The sequence below is a fragment of the Paenibacillus sp. J22TS3 genome, from assembly GCF_018403205.1.
GTDB lineage: Bacteria > Bacillota > Bacilli > Paenibacillales > Paenibacillaceae > Fontibacillus > Fontibacillus tuaregi.
Map to the genome: position 1 here is coordinate 174,493 of NZ_BOSF01000006.1, position 18,919 is coordinate 193,411.

Annotated in this window: 19 protein-coding genes and 1 riboswitch; of the genes, 12 read left to right on the forward strand and 7 right to left on the reverse strand. The window is 52.4% G+C overall.

Going from position 1 to position 18,919, the window contains the following annotated elements; all coding sequences use genetic code 11:
* Positions 1-97 precede the first annotated feature (97 nt).
* From KJS63_RS19115 to KJS63_RS19130, 4 genes are all read left to right on the forward strand, one after another.
* A complete protein-coding gene (locus KJS63_RS19115) occupies positions 98-1,609 on the forward strand; it encodes an HD-GYP domain-containing protein (RefSeq protein ID WP_213620591.1) in 1,512 nt (503 codons plus the stop codon).
* Between the two features lie 159 nt (positions 1,610-1,768).
* Positions 1,769-1,969 (forward strand): CsbD family protein, encoded by a 201-nt coding sequence (locus KJS63_RS19120; protein ID WP_213620592.1) that lies wholly within the window; start codon positions 1,769-1,771, stop codon positions 1,967-1,969.
* Positions 1,970-2,149: 180 nt separating this feature from the next.
* The gene (locus KJS63_RS19125) at positions 2,150-3,577 is read left to right on the forward strand and encodes a sensor histidine kinase (protein WP_213620593.1); all 1,428 of its coding nucleotides are present in this window, start codon (positions 2,150-2,152) and stop codon (positions 3,575-3,577) included.
* A complete protein-coding gene (locus KJS63_RS19130; RefSeq protein ID WP_213620594.1) occupies positions 3,574-3,954 on the forward strand; it encodes a RidA family protein in 381 nt (126 codons plus the stop codon). Before KJS63_RS19125 ends, KJS63_RS19130 begins: the two co-directional genes overlap by 4 nt.
* Positions 3,955-4,187: 233 nt before the next feature.
* Here the strand turns inward: KJS63_RS19130 and KJS63_RS19135 are convergent, their stop codons facing one another.
* Together KJS63_RS19135 and KJS63_RS19140 are read right to left on the reverse strand one after the other, a co-directional pair.
* Positions 4,188-5,042 carry an NAD-dependent epimerase/dehydratase family protein gene (locus KJS63_RS19135; RefSeq protein ID WP_213620595.1) on the reverse strand — a complete coding sequence of 285 codons (855 nt, stop codon included), beginning with the start codon at positions 5,040-5,042 and terminating at the stop codon, positions 4,188-4,190.
* A 316-nt stretch (positions 5,043-5,358) separates the two neighbouring features.
* Positions 5,359-6,117, reverse strand: a complete 759-nt coding sequence (locus KJS63_RS19140; RefSeq protein ID WP_213620596.1) for a tryptophan-rich sensory protein — start codon at positions 6,115-6,117, stop codon at positions 5,359-5,361.
* Positions 6,118-6,389: 272 nt separating this feature from the next.
* On the opposite strand from KJS63_RS19140, the gene KJS63_RS19145 reads away from it, so the two are divergent.
* On the forward strand, positions 6,390-9,497 hold the full coding sequence (locus KJS63_RS19145) for a DEAD/DEAH box helicase (protein ID WP_213620597.1): 3,108 nt from the start codon (positions 6,390-6,392) through the stop codon (positions 9,495-9,497).
* A gap of 747 nt (positions 9,498-10,244) precedes the next feature.
* Complete coding sequence (locus tag KJS63_RS19150; RefSeq protein ID WP_213620598.1) at positions 10,245-10,502, forward strand: hypothetical protein; 258 nt, start codon at positions 10,245-10,247, stop codon at positions 10,500-10,502.
* 103 nt (positions 10,503-10,605) lie between these two features.
* On the opposite strand, the gene KJS63_RS19155 is transcribed toward KJS63_RS19150, so the two are convergent.
* A complete protein-coding gene (locus tag KJS63_RS19155) occupies positions 10,606-10,977 on the reverse strand; it encodes a hypothetical protein (protein ID WP_213620599.1) in 372 nt (123 codons plus the stop codon).
* Positions 10,978-11,309: 332 nt separating this feature from the next.
* On the opposite strand from KJS63_RS19155, the gene KJS63_RS19160 reads away from it, so the two are divergent.
* Positions 11,310-12,074 (forward strand): zinc-ribbon domain-containing protein, encoded by a 765-nt coding sequence (locus tag KJS63_RS19160; protein WP_213620600.1) that lies wholly within the window; start codon positions 11,310-11,312, stop codon positions 12,072-12,074.
* 82 nt (positions 12,075-12,156) lie between these two features.
* Positions 12,157-12,462 (forward strand): hypothetical protein, encoded by a 306-nt coding sequence (locus KJS63_RS19165; protein WP_213620601.1) that lies wholly within the window; start codon positions 12,157-12,159, stop codon positions 12,460-12,462.
* A gap of 121 nt (positions 12,463-12,583) precedes the next feature.
* Here KJS63_RS19165 and mscL read toward each other — a convergent pair whose 3' ends face one another.
* Positions 12,584-13,060, reverse strand: a complete 477-nt coding sequence (gene mscL / locus KJS63_RS19170; protein ID WP_068613968.1) for a large conductance mechanosensitive channel protein MscL — start codon at positions 13,058-13,060, stop codon at positions 12,584-12,586.
* Between the two features lie 262 nt (positions 13,061-13,322).
* Positions 13,323-13,423: riboswitch (purine riboswitch) on the forward strand.
* A gap of 133 nt (positions 13,424-13,556) precedes the next feature.
* Between mscL and KJS63_RS19175 the strand changes: the two genes are divergently transcribed.
* The 4 genes from KJS63_RS19175 (at position 13,557) to KJS63_RS19190 (ending at position 16,053) form a co-directional block, all read left to right on the forward strand.
* On the forward strand, positions 13,557-14,144 hold the full coding sequence (locus KJS63_RS19175) for a xanthine phosphoribosyltransferase (RefSeq protein ID WP_213620602.1): 588 nt from the start codon (positions 13,557-13,559) through the stop codon (positions 14,142-14,144).
* Positions 14,145-14,158: 14 nt separating this feature from the next.
* Positions 14,159-15,523 (forward strand): nucleobase:cation symporter-2 family protein, encoded by a 1,365-nt coding sequence (locus tag KJS63_RS19180; protein WP_213620603.1) that lies wholly within the window; start codon positions 14,159-14,161, stop codon positions 15,521-15,523.
* 179 nt (positions 15,524-15,702) lie between these two features.
* Positions 15,703-15,894, forward strand: a complete 192-nt coding sequence (locus tag KJS63_RS19185) for a hypothetical protein (protein WP_213620604.1) — start codon at positions 15,703-15,705, stop codon at positions 15,892-15,894.
* Between the two features lie 6 nt (positions 15,895-15,900).
* Entirely contained in the window at positions 15,901-16,053 is a 153-nt protein-coding gene (locus KJS63_RS19190) for a hypothetical protein (protein ID WP_213620605.1), read from the forward strand.
* 55 nt (positions 16,054-16,108) lie between these two features.
* On the opposite strand, the gene KJS63_RS19195 is transcribed toward KJS63_RS19190, so the two are convergent.
* From KJS63_RS19195 to KJS63_RS19205, 3 genes are all read right to left on the reverse strand, one after another.
* Complete coding sequence (locus tag KJS63_RS19195; protein WP_068613979.1) at positions 16,109-16,447, reverse strand: DUF4870 domain-containing protein; 339 nt, start codon at positions 16,445-16,447, stop codon at positions 16,109-16,111.
* Positions 16,448-16,579: 132 nt separating this feature from the next.
* Positions 16,580-17,758 carry an MGDG synthase family glycosyltransferase gene (locus KJS63_RS19200; RefSeq protein WP_213620606.1) on the reverse strand — a complete coding sequence of 393 codons (1,179 nt, stop codon included), beginning with the start codon at positions 17,756-17,758 and terminating at the stop codon, positions 16,580-16,582.
* A gap of 115 nt (positions 17,759-17,873) precedes the next feature.
* A complete protein-coding gene (locus tag KJS63_RS19205) occupies positions 17,874-18,830 on the reverse strand; it encodes a serine hydrolase domain-containing protein (RefSeq protein WP_244862682.1) in 957 nt (318 codons plus the stop codon).
* Positions 18,831-18,919 lie beyond the last annotated feature (89 nt).

Consider the following 18,919-nt stretch of genomic DNA (forward strand, 5'->3'; position numbering starts at 1 on the left):
ACGAATGAATAAGTCAAATGCTGCTGTCAATTTGTTGGCAGAATATGCCGATAATGACTTAGTAGTCCTTTGAGATGAGAAAGGAGCGGCGAAAGTCTTGACGATATACAGAACGTTCATTTCACGTCTGATGCTCAATTATTTTATTGGATCTGTTACGGCCGTCGCTGGAGTTGGAGGTCTGATAATCTTTACCACGCTGGAGATCTCCCCAAGAGAGTACCTCTGGTTGGTTATTGTTCTGGGGGTTTCCCTATGTTCCATGGTCAGCTTGGAATGGACGTCCTTCTCCAGGCACATCCGGCCGATCAAACATGTGTTTCATCAGGATGTCGCTAGCCACAATGAGCTGCAGCAGGTGTATATCCGCCTTCATCAGCTTCCTTCCCTGGCAGTCAAAAGAATACTGGGGCCGCATTTTTTCGGATTAACTGTGCCAGCGGTACTGCTAACCTTGTGGCTGATTCATACCAGAGTGCTCTCGTTTCCACAGGGTTTTCTTGTCCTTGCTGTTCTGGGCGCGCTCTTGGTGGCGGCGATGCACGCGATGATCGAATTTTTCCTGACCTCCTATGCCATAAGACCGGTGCTGGAGGAGCTTCAACGGAGAAGCATAGGTAAATTCGGCAAGGAGTTGTCGCTTGGCGGGCAAGTGCTTATCTCGATCAAGCAGAAGTTCCGCTGGGGCGCATTTCTGATTGGGGCTTTCCCCTTGCTGCTGTATGGACTTGCCGTACAGCTCAGAATCGGCAATCTGGATGGGGCTGGGGGAGAGTATTGGAGATGGGCAGGATATATTTTGATCGTGGCGCTAGGCTTCGCCTTTTTTGGGGCCTGGCTGCTGACAAGGGATGTGGAAATTCCTATCCAGCACTTGTATGAGCGTATGGCTGAAGTGAAGGAAGGCAACTTAAATACGCATGCAAGCGAAATGTTCTCGGATGAGTTCTCCAAGCTGGTGTCCGGCTTCAATCATATGCTCAGCGGGATCAAAGAGCAGTCGGCGCTGAACAACCAGCTGATCGAGAGTTATTTTGCAACACTGGCGGCTGCACTCGATGCGAGAGACCCTTACACGGCAGGCCATTCTCTACGGGTTGCGGACTATGCGGTGCAGATTGGAGTGCTTGCCGGCCTGTCTGTGGAGAAGCTGGATGCGCTGCGTAAATCGGCTCTGCTGCACGACATCGGCAAGATCGGGACACGGGATTCAGTTCTGCTGAAGGAAGGGCGTCTGACCGAGGAGGAATTCGATCAGATCAAGCAGCACCCTGCCATGGGAGAGAGCATTCTACGGCAGATCGAACCCGCTGATGCCATGGCACCGTTCCTTTCCGGAGTAAGATCCCATCATGAACGGTATGACGGGAAAGGTTATCCTGACCAGCTTAAGGGGGAGGAAATCCCGCTGTTTGGACGGATTATTGCTGTGGCGGACGCTTTCGACGCGATGACCTCCAATCGTCCCTACCGGAGAGGGTTGGACGTGGAGAAGGCCATTCAGATCCTTGAAGAGGGCCGGGGAACCCAGTGGGACCCTTATTATGCCGGTTTGTTTGTGGAGGACTATCGAAACAGGCAGAAAGACAAAACTGAATTTGCGGGTTAATGAACAGGGGCTCCCATGTATGGGGCCCTTTCTTCATGTTGACCTAAGCAAGCCAAGGATTCACAGCTATGCTGCGAGGGTAATAAGTACATAGATTTTTCATCTCTAAGATAAGGCCGCGAGCTAGATAAACAATAGATGATTAAGGAGTTGATTAAGATGGATAGCAGCGTATTTAAGGGTAAATGGAACCAACTGAAAGGTGAAGCCAAAATCCAGTGGGGCAAGCTGACAGATGACGATCTGGACAAAATTGAAGGCGAGAAGGACAAATTGGTCGGGAAGCTTCAGGAGCGGTACGGCCACACCAAGGATGCGGCAGAGCGCGAGTTCCATGAATGGGCCCGGGGCCGCGAGTAATTAGGGGCAAAAGTTGCATAGCCTGAACGAAAGGCGCAGACCATCTAGGTCTGCGTCTTTATCTGGCGCTGTGAGCTATCTCTAAGTCTAATCTTCATGCTATGATAGACAGGAAATGACAGCGTATTCCCAGCTATATTATTCTAACTTTGAAGGTCTAGCACCAACAGGAGTGAGCAAATGGGCTTTAGGGACATGTTCCTGATGAATTTGGGGATGTTGATTAGCGTAGCGTACCTGGCCAATATCGTGTATAAGTATTTATTTAATCGGACCTCAAGCAAAGTTAAATATGTCTCTTCGGTAGTTCTCATGATCCTGGCTGGCTGGATTTGTATGCGGTTCGGATTTCGGCTAAGCGATAATGTAATATTCGATCTCCGGTTTGTGCCTCTGCTGATATCAACCGTTGTATACTCTCAGCCCTGGACAATTATGATTATCGGGATAGGAATCGGCCTGGTCCGGCTCACCTTCGGAGTGAATGAGGCGGCACTAGCAGGGCTTTATAATCTTGCGCTGCTGGGTGTCATTTGCGCGGGGCTTAATATATGGATGCGGCGGAGTACGGTTCGACTGGTGGTTAAAGCTACAATTACGATTCTGATAGTGAACATATTCAATACAGTGAATGTGAGTATTTTTGGCGTTATTCCTTTTAAGAAGTACATGCTGGAATTAGCGCCGCTGCTCTTTCCGCTTGGGGTCATTCTCAGTGCCTTGTTCGCAGTAATGCTGAGGGACTTTCAGTTGGAGCAAAAACGGAAGTTGGAATTGGAGTATACCAATGAACTATTGAAGAAGCAGACAGAAGAGCTGCAAAGAACCAAGATTAAGCTGGAGGAGCGGGCCAATCAGCTGCTGCTGGCCTCCCAATACAAGTCTGAATTTCTTGCTAATATGTCCCATGAGCTGCGTACACCCTTGAACAGCATTCTGAATCTCGCCCAAATTATTAAGGAATCCGAACCTGCGCATGAGGAAGACGAGAATCCCTCCTATGGCGCTATTATCCATAAGTCAGGCGAAGAGCTGCTGCAGCTGATTAATGATATTCTTGATTTATCCAAAGTAGAGGCCGGGCGTCTTGAGATCGTGATCGATGAGGTCAGCATCCATGAAATTGCCGAGGTGATGGAACTGCAATTTCAGCATCTTGCGCAGCAGAAGGGGCTGGATTTCGAAATCCGGTTTGATCAAGACCTTCCGGAGTCGATTCAATCGGACTCTCTGCGTTTGCAGCAGGTTCTGCGGAATCTGATCGCTAACGCGTTTAAATTTACAGAAGCGGGTAAAGTTAAGCTGGAGATCCGCAAGGAGCGGGGAAATGGCCAGGACCCTGGACATTGGATTGTATTCGCGGTGACCGATACTGGAATTGGAATTCCGGAGGACAAGCATTCCCTCGTTTTTGAAGCCTTCCAGCAGTCTGACGGGTCAATCAGCCGCAAGTACGGAGGGACGGGACTCGGTCTGTCCATCAGCCGTGATCTGGCGGCACTGCTTGGAGGTTGCATCCGGCTGCAGAGCAAGCAGGGAGTTGGAAGCACATTTTCACTGTATTTACCCGTTAATTATGAAGCAGAGAGGGAAGGGAGATTATCATGAACAAACAAGTGGTATCCACTACAAATGCGCCGGGCGCCATCGGCCCGTATTCTCAGGCGGTTGAGGTCGGAGACTTCATCTACACTTCAGGGCAGCTTGGTCTTGATCCGGCGAGCGGGGAGCTTGCCGAAGGGGTTGAGAGACAGACCGTGCAATCCCTGCGCAATGTTCAGGCGATCCTGGAAGCGGCGGGAACCGGAATGGACAAGGTAATTAAAACGACTGTGTTTCTTAAGGATCTCGGTGATTTCGTTAAAGTTAATGAAATCTACAGTTCCTTCTTCACAGAGCCTTATCCGGCACGCAGCGCGGTTGAGGTAGCCCGTCTGCCCAAGGATGGACTGGTTGAAATTGAGGTTATTGCACTCAAGAAATAAGCTCAGGAAGACAATAAGACAGCCCGAAGATCCGGGCTGTCTTATTTAAATTGGATGGAGCTTCGGGTTCTGCTTGGATTAGAGGCTCGGACTTGGATGAATGTGCCTTGTACATGGGAGCATTCTGAGGAAATGGTTCATTGGGGCCAAACCCAAACCCAAACCCAAACCCAAACCCAAACCCAAACCCAAACCCATCTCCTGGCCTGTGGCCGGTGATTTTATCTACTACCTCATTTAAGACTTTCCGCGAATCCCGAGCGCCAGCTTGGATATATTGGCTGCCACCCGTAGTGCAACCGGGCTTTGGTATTCAGAGCTCCCCGTTCTCCGCGGGCGCTTCCGGGTTCATAGGTGGGGGCCGGAGCGCCTAGAAGATCAGCATAGACCGGCAGCCATTCGCGGCTGGATGCAGGCTCATCGTCAACAATATTGACGGTTCCCGGGGGCCAGTCCAGCGCAAGCACGGCAGCCCGTGCGGCATCTTCGACGTGGACAAAGGAAGTAATCCCGTCTTGGGCAGGAATCTGCCCGAGGCGGACTTGCTCCGCCATCCATTCATTCTGCTCAAACCAAGTGCCTGGTCCATAGAACTTACCGTATCTGAGAATGACCGGTTCCGGCATCCTGGACACTTCCTCTTCCAAGGCTGCTACCCCCTGGATGGTTCCCTGTCTTGGCAGGGGAGCATCCAGATCTAGTGGAACTTCTTCAGTGGCAGGCGAAGGACCCGGTTCATAGGCCCAGGCAATACTCTGGGCAATCATTTTACGGGTTCCCGCCTTGAGGGCTGCATCCACAAGGTTCCGCGTGCCTTCGATCCTGATCCGTGAGTTCGCTGCGAAATCGCGGTTCCCCAGTGAGGTAAGCTGATGGATTACACAATCGGGCCGGGCTTTAAGGACCTCCGTCTCAAGCTGCTCCCGGTCGAATACATCAGCCACCACGGGCTGTGCCCCCAGCTGCCGGATCGTGTCAACGTGCCCGGGGCTTCGGGTCATCCCCACGACGTCATGTCCGGCCCGGACAAGGGCGGGCACCATCAGCCGTCCAATCGCTCCGGCTGCCCCAGCTACAAATATACGCATAACAACTACCTCCGCTTCCTAGGATCATAGGAAAATTCAGAAACTTATGAAATTTCCAATATATATAAAACGAACTTTAAAAATTAACCTCTCTGGGCTTCGATCCCGAGTGATTCTGAAGAAGCGGAGCGTCCGCCTTTGCCTCCGAAATGCCCCTACTTTGATATCTAGCTCAAGCATTTCGGAGACAACAGCGGCCTTAAAGAACACTCGGCATCGCAGCTTCCCATAAGGGTAACCTTCATAAGTTCATTTTATATACATAAAGACAGGATAGGAGACGGAATTGTGACGGTATCCGCGTACAGGAATGTAGTTAATCCCGTTCCCGTGCCCGAATGAACAGAAGCCATACCGCATATACAAAGAGGATAAGGGACAATGTGCCTGCGGTCAGATACACATTGCTCGTATCCTGCTGCTTAATGGCAATGGCAATGTAAGCCCAGACGAAGACCAGCGGGAGCATGCCATCCCGGGGCCGGTAGCTGAGAATGACAGCCAGCATTGCCCCGACAGCCAGCATAATAATGGCACGTTGTGGACTGGATAGACCAAAGCCATTCCATTCGTTTTTTGAGAGAACAACCATGATATTGACCAAGGTAGCAACACTGATCCAACCGAGGTAAATGCTAAACGGAAGCCGGACGAACCAGGTCTCTCCAGGTGTAGGAAACGTAATGGAGCGGGTTCGACGGTAAATGATAAACAAGCTGATGAATAGACCCAACATGGCAATTAGAGACCATTCTATGTACAGATTGTGCCATAATATAATCCAGGCCATATTAAAAAAACATGACACCGCAAACCATATGCCTATAGCCTGCACGGAGTCGCGTGTCTCAAACGTGCGCTTTGCCTGATAGAATATGAACCCGGCAAGAAGAAGATAGATGACGGACCAGATGGCAAAGGCGTACCCGGCTGGAGTGATCGGAGTAGGATACATATCTGAGATATCCCCGGTGGTGTGGCCACCAAGAGGAAGCGTCTCGGCAAGGAAATTCACAGCAAGAACGCCTATGAAGAGCAGGATGTTCCACCATTTGTACTGATTTCTTGTATACATGAAGGGCCCTCCTGTTAAATGGTTACTATAATGAATATACCCAAGTAGGGAAGAAGCACACGCCGGGATGCTCTTGTCCCGTAAGATTGTGTAGGATTTGCTCTTGTCCCCTCTTCAGATTCATATGCGGGGCTTCACCCGGCAAGACGGATTTCATGACAATTTTTACAAGAGGAGTAGTCAGGATCATTTTTAAAACTATGGTTTTTCGTATAATATGTTAGTAATGCAGGTGTATCGGTTATGCAATCGTGAACAGACAGGAGAAAGCAATGAATCAACCTCTGTATGGAATTTGGCTCGGTGATATATTCTTCTGCTTCTCGGGAGAGGCATCGGAATCAAGGGTGGATGCGTGGACGGCTTCGCTAAGAAGGCTGGAGCTGTCCTATGGGGCGCGTCCTTTCCAACATGCCGCACTGCGGCTTGCCGAATTGCGGTGGCCCGCGCCTGCCCTTCGCGGTGCTGTACGCCGGGGAGAGCGGAAAGGGCTGTTCGGCAGAACGCTGGAGGGTCTTGCGTTATCGCCGGAAGAGGCTTGGCCGATGCTGTTGAACTATGAGGAGGCCGAGCTGATATCAAAAGGCGTAACTCCAGGGGCCGAGATGAACTATTGGAGCGGTGCAGCGAAATTCGCGCTGGAGCTCATGCTCCGCGGCGCTATCGCTCCGTCGGCGAGACCAGCGGTGGTTCCTGGGGCACGGAGGCGGGGTACCCAGTCAGCGCTGCGGGCCGTATGGGCCCCTTGTCTTGATGATGCAAGGGACGAGGAACGCTTCAGGCTGCTGGCTGGCGCAATGCCGCCTATCGGGCTGACCCCGGTCCAGCATGGGGCTCAAGAAGAGCTCTCCGCTGAGGGCCGGCAAATTCAGGTGCTGTACTCGTTTCTCACCGCTTTTATCGATTATGAGACCCGCCAAGGGACCAAAGAGCTTGGCAAACAGCTGAATGCGGTCAAGGGCAGATACCGCAGAGGGGTCTCTCCACTGACAGAGTTATGGTGGGAAGGACTGCTGAGCGGCGACCGGGCTGTGGACATTCAAGGGACTGCACCGGAAATCGAGCAGCTGACTGGCGAGATCATTGAGGTAGGCGGCGAGCTGCCGAGCGCTTCGGCCGAAGACGAACCCGCCCCGGGAGGCGGATTCCGGCTCTGCCTAAGGCTGGAGCCGCCTCATGAGCAGGCTGCGGCGGACAGCTCCAGCTCCCCGGGCGAATGGAAGCTCTCCTTCTGGGCGGAAGTGCCAGAGGATGCTTCCTTGCAGCTCCCAGCCGCATTGATCTGGAATCAGCCGGATCATGAAATGGTTATTCGCGGGAGAACGTACAGCGGGGTGCAGGAGAACCTGCTGATCAGACTGGCTAAAGCCGCAGAAGTGTCTCCCGAAATTACAGGAGCTATGCAAGGCCCACGTCCGGATTGCGCCCGGCTTCGTCCGGAAGAAGTATATTCGTTCCTGAGCAAGTCGGTACCGCTGCTCCGCAAACAGGGAGTAACTGTACAGATGCCATCCCGGTGGACCAAGGAGGGCCGGCGGAGAGCGGGAGTACGGTTGAAGACCGCAGGCTGGGACCCTGCTGAGGCAGGGAGCACAGAGAAGCCGCAGCTTGGGGTGGAGCAGGTGGTCCACTTCGAGCTGGAGGCGGTGCTGAACGGACATAAGCTGACTCCTGAGGAGTTAGCGGAGCTGGCTTCTTCCCGGGCCCCGCTGGTTCTGTTCCGCGGTGAATGGATCGAGATCGACGTGAAGGAGATCAAGCAGGTTCTCCGTTACATGAAGAAGAATGAACAGGGAGCCATGACCTTCAAAGAGCTTATGCACTTGACCAACGACGGGTCTAAGGAAGGGCGGTACGAGGGGTTATATGTGGAAGAGGTCGAGACGACCGGCCTGCTGGCCGCCTTGATGGAAGGCGGGATTCTGAAGACTCTTAAGACCCGCCCAGTGCCCCCTTCTCTAAAAGGAACCCTTCGTCCTTATCAGGAGAGAGGTTATCAGTGGCTCACCACAATGAAATCACTGGGGTTCGGCGCCCTGCTGGCCGACGACATGGGTCTGGGTAAGACGGTTCAGGTCATCACCACCCTTCTCAGCGATCATGTGGAGGGAACCAGGCTTATCATATGCCCAACTTCGCTGCTGGGGAACTGGCAGCGGGAGCTGCGCAGGTTCGCGCCCCAGCTTAGCTTATACATTCATCACGGGACGGGCAGGCTTCATGGCGAACCGTTCCAAAATGCCTGCCGGGAGCACGATGTTGTGCTGACAACCTATCATCTTGCCGGAAGGGATGCCAAGGAGCTGCGGGAGACGCAGTGGGAATCGATTATCCTGGATGAAGCCCAATATATTAAAAACTTCAGCACCAAGCAGGCCCAAAGTGTAATGAAGCTCAGTGCGCCCCACCGGATCGCCATGACAGGCACACCGGTGGAGAACAGGCTTAGCGAGCTGTGGTCGATTTTCCAATTTCTGAACCCTGGATATCTCGGAACCTATGCTTCATTCCGCAGACAGTATACGGGGGGTGGGGAGGAGCAGGCAGTTGAACTGCTGCGGCTTAGAAAGCTGGTGGCCCCTTTCCTTCTGCGCCGTCTCAAGAGTGATCCGGATATCCGCAAGGATCTTCCGGAGAAAATCGAGATCAAGTCTTACTGCCCGCTGACCGTGGAACAGGCCAATCTGTACCGGGCGGTAACCGAAGATTTGATGGCCCGGATTCAGGAGAGCACCGGCATCGCCCGCAAAGGGCTGGTGCTGTCTTCGCTGACCCGGCTCAAGCAGATCTGTGATCATCCCCGTCTGGTGGGTCCCGCTGGAACGGGCGCCGCCTCGGTACGGTCCGGCAAGCTGGAACGCCTGCTGGAGCTGCTGGATATTATCCGGGAGAATGGCGAAGCGGCACTGATCTTCACCCAGTATGTGCAGATGGGTGAATTGCTGGTGAAGCACTTGACTGATCAGTACGGAACAGCCCCGTTCTTCCTGCATGGCGGGGTAGCCAAGAACGAACGGGATCATATGGTGAACATGTTCCAAGAGGGCAAGGGGTCTCCCGTCTTCATTCTTTCTTTGAAGGCTGGGGGTGTTGGGCTGAATCTTACCCGCGCCAACCATGTGATCCATTTCGACCGGTGGTGGAACCCGGCCGTCGAGAACCAGGCAACAGACCGGGTGTTCCGGATCGGGCAGGAGAAGAATGTGGAAGTCCATAAATTAATCTGCCAAGGGACGCTGGAAGAGCGGATTGATGAACTGATCGAGAGGAAAAAGTCGCTTTCGGAGCAAGTTGTGGGTTCTGGCGAACAGTGGCTGACCGAGATGACAAGCGAGGAGCTGCAGAGCTTGATTACACTGCAGGCTGGAGACTGGGGTTAACAACGGCTGGATTCCAGGACTTAGGCTGAGTGAGTTGCCGTGGGCGGAAAGAAGCTGGCAATGAAACCAGCAAGTATCCAGCAGGAGACTAGCAAGAGATTTGCTAAGAAACCTGTCTGCCTGGGCGAAGCTCTGCCCACATGATCTTAACACCGGATGAGATTATAACTTGGCATACAGCTAGAGTCCGTTGACCGGAAGGAGGGGGTTCTGATGAAGAAGGCGTTACAGCAGGAAGATCGGGTAGAAGCTTCAGAAGGCGAGCTCCGTGTGATATTTCCGGCTGAGGAGCAGCGGGAGAATAAGAAGGCGGCGGCTTCCAAAGGCCAGGAGCCCTGCAGGGTTACGCTACCGCTGGAGGCTTCGGGAGCTGATCTGGAGGAGACGCTTGTGAACTATTTCAGCTCACATCCGCTGGAGCTGGCTGTCCTGCTTCAGGGAGGCGAGCCCTCCCTTGCGTCGGACCTGCTGCCGCCCGAGCCGCCTTGGGCGCAGGGCCGCGCTCCCGAGTGCACCTGCGGCGAAGCGGGCTGCACCCACGCTGCTGAGGCAGCAGCACTTGCCGCGGTGCGCTGGAAGGCCTCGCCGTCCCTGCGGCTCACGGCGCTCGGGCTGCCGCCGCAGCGCCTGCGCAGCGCCGTCTTCGCGGCCTGGGCAAGCTCCGCCCCAGCCGGCGGCGCCGAGCTGCCCGCGCCTGCAGGCCGCCGGGGGCAGGGCGGCTCCCCGGCGGAGCATACGGGCCCGGCCTTGGCCGAATGGCTGGCCGAGGCAGCGGAGCAGGATCGGCTGCATGTGCCCGGTCCGCAGTTTCATGACGTCAAGATCACCTTGACGCCAGAGAAGGACGCTGCGCCTGAGGCATCACCGGATGCCGGGGCTTGGGCCCGGCTGCTGCCGGGTATTCCCGGAGCGGCCGAGGCGGTGCAGCGAATCCGCAGCCATACGGCGGAGCGGGCCCGCGGCCAAGCGGCTCATTTGTCCGGCAGCCGCAGGCTTCGCTCCTAGGGAAGCCAGGAGGGAAATGGAATTTCCCGGACATGCAAATCACCGGGTCCACTTCAACTACTATTGAAGGTGACCCGGTGATTTGCATTTTTTAATATATGGCTTACTTATTCGTCGGGGAACCCTCGCCGTATCCCGGATGGTCATAGTCCGCGTTCTCGAGCTTACCAAGCACCCCAAGACTTTCAATAGCCTTCCGTGTCCGCTCATCCCCGATCTCATGTAAGAATGTATACACGTCGATAATTTTGTCATTGTAGTCATCGGTTGCTTGGTCCTTGTCAGCTGATTTATACGGGACAGGCGCACGTTTGAGCGTATGCTCGTCCTCCTTGGCCAGATCATCCAGCTTATCCCGGAGTATACCAAGCTGCTCGTCGCTCAGATCCACTTCATACTCGGCCGATTCGTTCGGCACGTCTTGGATTAAATTATGAGTGACCGATACATAATAACGGGTTTTAGCATGATTCATCGCATTCACTCCCGGCATTTTTATACTTTAATACACTCTGCCCGCAGCTTTTGAATCAGCCGTTTTCCCTGAATGGGGGAAATCTGGTATGATATACGGGATGAATGATATACTGGGTTAATTATTTATAATTTAATGTAATTAACGGTTTGAATGAAGTAAGTTCCTGGAACAATACGGATAGGTGGGATGAGGAGCCGGAGCAATTACTTCGGATGAAATTTGACATGGATATCCGTTTCATTTCATAGTGAATGATATAAGACATTCAGGTACCAAATGCCGCCTTTCAATTCGGGAAGGTTTAAAGGGAAATGGGAGGAGAAACGTTTATGGATTTTTTGCAGCGGATTAAAAAAGGTGCTGGCAAAGCGACAGAAAAGGCCCAGAACGCGGTTGAGATCAGCAAGCTGAATAATCAAATTTCTAATATTGAGCGTGAAATGGGGATATACTTCCAGCGTATGGGCCAGGTTTTCTACGAAGGATACCGCGATTCGGACATGTCGAAGGCAGAGAAGGAAATGATGGATCTGGCCAAGACCTGTGATCTTCTTAACGAGGAGAAGGATGAGGTCAGACTGAAGATCGCCGCTCTGCGCAATGAGCGTCTCTGTGTGTGCGGGAAAGTAGTTCCTGAAGAAGCGGTCTTCTGTCCGTTCTGCGGGAAGAAACTTGAGAATCAAGAGCAGGGAGCTCCAGCCCGGAAATCGGCTGGGGAGACAGAGACGGCTGCCAGTGAAGAAGTAGCTTCCTCGTACCAAGAGAAGGCGGTTCATATCGATCCGATTATTCTTGAGCCGGAATACGCTCCCAAGCAGGAAGTGATCAGTCCTGAAGAAGAAGAGCGCCGCCGGCGCGAGCTTGAGAGAGAGCGCGAGCGACAGCTTGAACTCGACCGCCGCATCCGGACCTGGAAGGAGAATGTTCTGAGTTCCGAGCCTGCGGAGGACCCACGCCTTGATGTGGAAATACCGGTTCAGCAGGCGAAGGAGCGCTATCCGGATACCGACGAGATGACCAAATGTCAGATCTGCGCTGCTCCGCTTGCCAAAGGGACCAAGTGGTGTCCTCACTGTGGATCTGAACAGATCTAGGTTAACCGGCTGGAGCCCTAATAGGCTCAGCCCATTTGTTCAAGTTCAAGCTATAGAGGATAACGGTTAAGGAGTGTTAGCCATGGAATGTATCGTACATTTTGATGTGATTCATCCGGAGAAAACAAAGGAACTGCGTGGACTCATCCTGCTTGCTGAAGGCAAAGCGCCGACGGAAGAGGATTTCCTAAGCATGTTCTCGGACATGGGGTACCAGCTTAGGCTGTCCGACCGGGAAAAATTGATCTTCAAGCCGGTAAATGGAGATGCTGATTATTCAGAAATCCGTATCCGGAGCCTGGATACTGGGGAGGAGACCTACGCGGATGATCGGAATTTGAAATCGGTGATTTCCAATCTGCTTCCTCCGCAGTCGAAGCCTCTTTAAGCAGCGCAGCTTCTTTAGTGGCTGGGTGCAAAATAATCAAAAAAGTCTGTCCGCGGGCATGGTATGCCTGCAGGCAGACTTTTTTTGATTCTCCTGTTCCTTGATCTTGATGACCTAACAGTTAACGGTCCACATGCTGCCCCTCTGCCTCAACGATGGAGGTACAGTGCGCGCATCGCGTAGCCTTGGCGGGAATATCGGACAGACAGTAAGGACATTCCTTTGTCGTCTTTTCCGGCTCGGGCTTAGCCTCTTCCGTGCGACGGATGAAGTTGATGCCCTTGACCAATAGGAAGATACAGAAGGATACGATCAGAAAATCGATTAATGTATTAATAAACTGTCCGTAGGCAATGACGGATTTGCCTTTTGCGGTGACCGCAGCCAGGGATGGCCAGGGAGAGCCTACGTCATCCAGCGGATAGTAGAGATCCTTGAAGTTCACGTTGCCCAGGATTCTGCCGATTGGAGGCATAAGCACGTCATTAACCAGGGAGGTTACAATTTTGCCGAAGGCGCCCCCGACAATGACCCCGACAGCCAGATCAATGACATTGCCCCGGACAGCGAATTCCTTAAATTCCTTGATAAAACCCATAATTCTTTTCTCTCCTTTAGCAATCCAATGAGATAATGTCGTTTATAAGGTATAATTCCGGTTCACGCTGTCTATTGTACATGAATGCAGGACAAGGGCAACAGTTTTTCTATATGGAAGAATGCGGCTGATAAGAATCAGTTTGTCGAAATTTGATTTTTTTTGGGATCGCCACGAAATACCTCTTTATTTCTAGGCGGTCTTTAGTTATACTTTTTAACATTGAATGAAACCAAATTACTATTTTCATTTCCCTTTCATTAGGGGATGATGGATATCTTCTCGTATATGTGCAGGAATGGGCCTGCACGTTTCTACCAGATCACCGGAAATGATCGGACTACGGGGAAAAACGTTGTATCTATTCCTTCCATATGGGTGGAATGGATCATTTCGTTGATTTAACGGCCCATTCCCCAACTGCGGGGGATGGGCTTTTTGGGTTCAACCGGAGAAAGATGGCTTGCAGTCCAAAGAACATGAGGGGGAAGTGGAAATGAAGCTGTTGAGAGATAAGGTTATGCAGGAAGGGATTGTTCTTAGTGACCAGGTGCTGAAGGTGGATTCATTCCTGAATCACCAGATGGACCCGGTCTTGATGAAAGAGGTGGGGAAGGAGTTCACGCGCCGGTTCTCCGGTGAGCGGATTACTAAAGTGCTGACGATTGAATCCTCAGGTATAGCTCCGGCCATTATGACGGCTCTTGAGCTGGATGTGCCTATGATTTTTGCACGAAAGCATAAGTCGCTCACCCTGCGGGACAACATTCTGGTCGAGAAGGTGTACTCCTTCACCAAGCAGGAGACCAATGAAATCACGGTGTCGAAGAAGTTTCTTTGCCCCGAAGACCGGGTGCTGATTATCGACGATTTCTTGGCTAACGGGGAAGCCGCCTTCGGTCTCGCCCGCATTGTGGAGCAGATCGGCGCTACCGTGGCCGGCATCGGCATCGTTATTGAGAAGGCGTTCCAGCCGGGGGGAAGACTGCTTCAGGAGGCGGGATATCAGGTGGAGTCGCTCGTACGCATCGCTTCGCTGGAGAACGGAACGGTCACTTTTGCAGAAGAGGTAATTAATTCATAGGGGGAACTTGGATCATGGCAGGAGAACGGATTTTTCAGAAGAACAGACACCCGGTTCAGACACTCTCACTGGGTATTCAGCACGTGCTGGCCATGTATGCCGGAGCGGTCATCGTACCGCTGATTGTTGGACATGCACTCAATCTCTCGCAGGAGCAGCTGACGTATCTTATCGCTATTGACTTGCTGGCGTGCGGGGTGGCATCGCTGCTGCAGGTATGGGGAAACAAATATTTTGGCATCGGGCTTCCGGTGATGCTCGGCTGTGCATTTCAATCCATCTCGCCAATGATTGCGATTGGGACCGAGAAAGGGATGGGCGTGTCGGCCATTTATGGGGCGATTCTCGCTTCAGGGCTGTTTGTGTTCTTGTTCGCAGGCGTATTCAGCAAGCTGATCCGCTTCTTTCCCCCAGTGGTCACCGGCTCTGTGGTAACGATCATCGGGGTAACGCTGATCCCTACTGCGCTTAGTGATCTCGGTGGCGGAAGCCCGGGTCAGAATCCAGAGTTTGGGAGTCCTCTGAATCTCGGACTTGGCTTCGGCGTATTGCTGCTGGTCATTCTGCTTAACCGCTTCGCCAAAGGCTTTGTCCGTTCAATCTCTGTCTTGCTGGGACTGATTATTGGAACGGTGGTTGCCGCGATTGCCGGCAAGGTTGATTTCACGGCCTTGAAGGAAGCCAGTTGGTTCCATGCGGTTCAGCCGCTGTATTTCGGAGTTCCAACCTTTCATCTGTCCGCGATCCTTACGATGATTCTGGTCGCTATTGTCAGTGTGGCGGAATCAACAGGCGTATTTCTGGCCCTGGGCAAAATCGTGGGTAAGGACGTTACTTCCAAGGACCTTGCCAAGGGCTACCGGGCCGAAGGCTTGGCTATTATGCTTGGTGGATTGTTCAACTCGTTCCCGTATACCACGTATTCGCAGAACGTAGGTCTTGTCCAGATGAGCCGGGTCAAAACCCGTGATGTGATTGTGGTGGCTGGCGGCCTGCTGGTGGTCATCGGTTTCGTTCCGAAAATTGCCGCCCTGACTCAGATCATTCCAACCTCAGTGCTGGGTGGAGCCATGGTGTCGCTGTTTGGGCTCGTGCTCTCCTCCGGCATCCGGATGCTGGGCGATCAGGTCGATTTGAACCGGTATGAGAATCTTCTGATTATTGCCTGCTCCGTGGGTATGGGGCTGGGCGTGACCACGGTGCCGACGCTGTTCGATCAACTGCCAAGCTGGCTTCGTATCCTGGTGGACAACGGGATTGTTGCCGGCAGTGTGACGGCAATTATTATGAATCTGCTTTTTAATGGACTCCGTAATCCAGCAGATCGTAAGTCCAGTGCCCAGAATGAGCCGGGGGATCAGGATATTTCCGCCGCGTAAAATGCAGTACAATAACGCTAAAGGCCGCATTATCCCATATTCGGGATGATGCGGTTTTTTGTGTTTGGCCTTGGTCTGGGAGATAAGCCTGTTTTGCATTACAGCTTGGTACTTGCTGATACTGCCGGTCCTCCCGGTACATATGAATGGTAGATGAAGGGAGCGAGGTGAAGGGACGAATGCTCAAGACCAAGGTCACAACCTACAAATATAAAATAGGAAAGAATCGCTACATCGTGATCAACATATCACAAGCGGCGCGGGCCTCCGCGGACAGTGGAAATGTGCTTGCCAGCAATGCGCTGAATGTAAAGATTTTCGAGGGCAAGGGTGATAACAAGACAAAGGCAGGTCAGAAAAAAAGGAGGTGAGCCAAGATGGGTCAGGTGAAACGGAGTTTTAAAAACAAACGGATTTCTGTAACTGTTCGTCAGTCCTCTTCAGCCAAAACCGGGCAAGGAGGGAATCCGATTGCGATTAATGCCTCGGATATCGGCGTAGTACGTACGGATGTCCGCAGCGGAAAGTAATCAAATAGGGGCAAGGGTACTACATCTGGAAGTCCGCCACAGATTTTATGGTAGCTCACAACTTGCGCATTTGATCTTCAGCGAAGTCGCCAATATAAGGAACCTTATAGAACCTGCCCTGCAGGGAAGCCAGCATCAGAACAATCCATAAGACTACGCCGGTGAGCTGCAGGATCAGGATAGCAAAGGCTCCGATTAAGGGAACGAATCCCGCTGCTGTACAGCCGACAATAAGAGAACCAAACAGCATAATGGACTGAAGCGCGTGAAACATGACGTAGCGGCTTCGCTTCTCCAGTGCGAGCATTACCGCGCCGCCAACCAGTGGGATGAAATAACACAGAAAGCCGGCCAAATTCTCGGGTATTCCGGTAGAGGATCTGAATGGTGACAAGGCAACGCACCCTCTTCCATAGTCAGTGAAGGAAGCAGCTACCGCCACTTGTCCTTCCCTCTACAATGTATGCAGCTGCGGCAAATCCAGAACTTGGGGGAGAGAAACCGTGTCTAAATGCACACGAAGCCGTTAATGGGCCCCAACAGGCAGAGGCCTGGTGTCGGATGGAGCCCAGGTTGTCGTTCTGGCGTCCGTAGAGAACCACATCTCCAGAATATCGCCTACAATACGTTCCGCGGAATTGGGTTTACGGAGAGCATCGATCTTCAGCTTCCATTCTTCAAGCTGCTCCTCGCCCGCAAATAGCGATTTGATCTGTCCGGTTAAGGTCTTCGGATCATAGGAGATCGAGGCAATGCCCTTGCTCTCCAGATACAGCGCGTTGTTCCGCTCTTGACCTGGAACCGGACGATACAGGAATACAGGAAGCCGGCTGGCAAGCGCCTCTGACAAGGTAATGCCTCCAGGCTTCGTAATAATGCAGTCGCAGATCTGCATCAAGCGGGCAACCTGATGAACGAAGCCGTATACCTGTAGTCCCGGGTGTCCGCCGAACATGCTCTTCAGCCCCCGCTCCAGCTCGGTATTCTTACCACAGATCGCGATGACCTGAAGATTCGGACTATCCAGCAGCGGTTGGATAATGTCCCGGATGCCCTGCATAACCCCATAAGCTCCAGCCATAAGAAGAACGGTCTTCTTCGTGGGGTCCAAGTGCTGAATGACTTCAGGATCGGGCTGATGGGTCTGGTCAAAATCAGGCTTGATTGGAATTCCAGTGGCAATAATCCGTTCAGCAGGAATGCCCCTCTCCATTCCCTCCAGACGCAGATCCTCTGTAGCAACATAATACCGGTCGATGTCGGGGTGAATCCAGCGGCCGTGCAGATCGAAGTCAGTCACGATATTTACGATCGGGAGGGAAAGCCCGGTCTTTTTCATTAATTTGGGCATGGCCAGCTGTGGGAAGGTGTGAATAATCAGGTCTGGCTCATGTTCCCGGATCATTTCCTCAAGCTTGCGCATACCGAAGGAGTGCAAAATATTAGCAAAGGGCTTATCCGGCTGCATATCCTTGGTGATGTTATACACCCAGCCATAGACCGCCGGGAGGGTTCTGAAGCTTTGAATATATATAAAACGGGTCAGGTTGTTAATCAGAGGATGGGCTAGCGCCATAAGATCAATGAGTACGACATTGTGGACCCCTCTATGATGAAAACAGGCTTCGATCGCCTTGGATGCCTGATAATGGCCATCCCCGTAGCTGGCATACAGAATCATAATTTTCGGTGAAATTGAATCCATGACGTTCATTTCCTCCTCTTGGCATCTGGCAGCTTATTTCCCTTGGCGGCTCATCTTCATGGCTGGAAGCACATAGCTTCCAAGCAGCTGACGCGGGTTCCTGAAGCGGCTCACTTTACTGTCGGCTGTAAATACGACCACGGCATCCAATTACGGGGATCAGAATGATCTGCTGTCCCCCATGTCCATGGGCGTAGATGAAGTCTACGCCTTTCTCGGTGTCGGTCCACCATTGATAGCCATAACGTCCATAACTGTAGTAAGGCTGCGAACGGGGGGTCCAGGATTCCTGAAGCCAGGCCCCGGGTACGATACACCTGTCTTCCCATGTTCCGCCCCTTAAGCACATCAGTCCGAACTTGGCCATGTCACGTGAGGTGAGCGACAGACCGATATGGCCTGTAGTATGCCCTTCGGAACAGGCCGACCATCCGGCATGCTGTATGCCGAGCGGTCCGAACAGATGGAACCGGGCATACTCAAATGCGCTGATTCCGGTATGTTCCGTCAATAAGATGGACAGCATGTGGGAATCCGGGCTTCGGTATATAAACTTTCCCAGCAGATCCTCCTGAACGGGAAGGCGCAAAATGAATTTGGCCCAGCTTCGGCTCCGGTGGAAGCGGTGGATGAATTTCTCCCCAAGCTTAGAGCCGGTCTGCCAATAGAGCCCCGAGGTCATGGTTAAAAGCTGACGGAGGGTAATGTTGCTCCACAGCGGGTCCGGCCGGTTGGGGGCGAATTTGCATATTTGATTCCATACGGGATGGTCTAATTCCTGCATTTCTCCCCGTGAAATTGCAATTCCTGTCAAAATAGACATGAAACTCTTCGTTGCGGACCTGAGATCGTTCAGGGAAGCGGGATGATAATTATTATAATATTTCTCATAAATCAGCCTGCCGTTTCTAACCACGAGAAAGCTGTGCATCCGCGGAAACTTTCCACATATCGCCTGATGTGCTGCATCAAGGAGGCGTGTGTCCGTATCAGTCTCCTCTGGCTCCCCGATGGGGAAGCTTGGAATAGAAGCTGCGGCCGAAATTAGAATAGGGGTATGCTCAGTATTCAAAGGGCCCTCCACGGTTAGACGAGATTAGGTTAGACAAAAATAAGTTAAATATATTTTTTCTTACCCGTTTAGTCTTATCTTAACCCAGT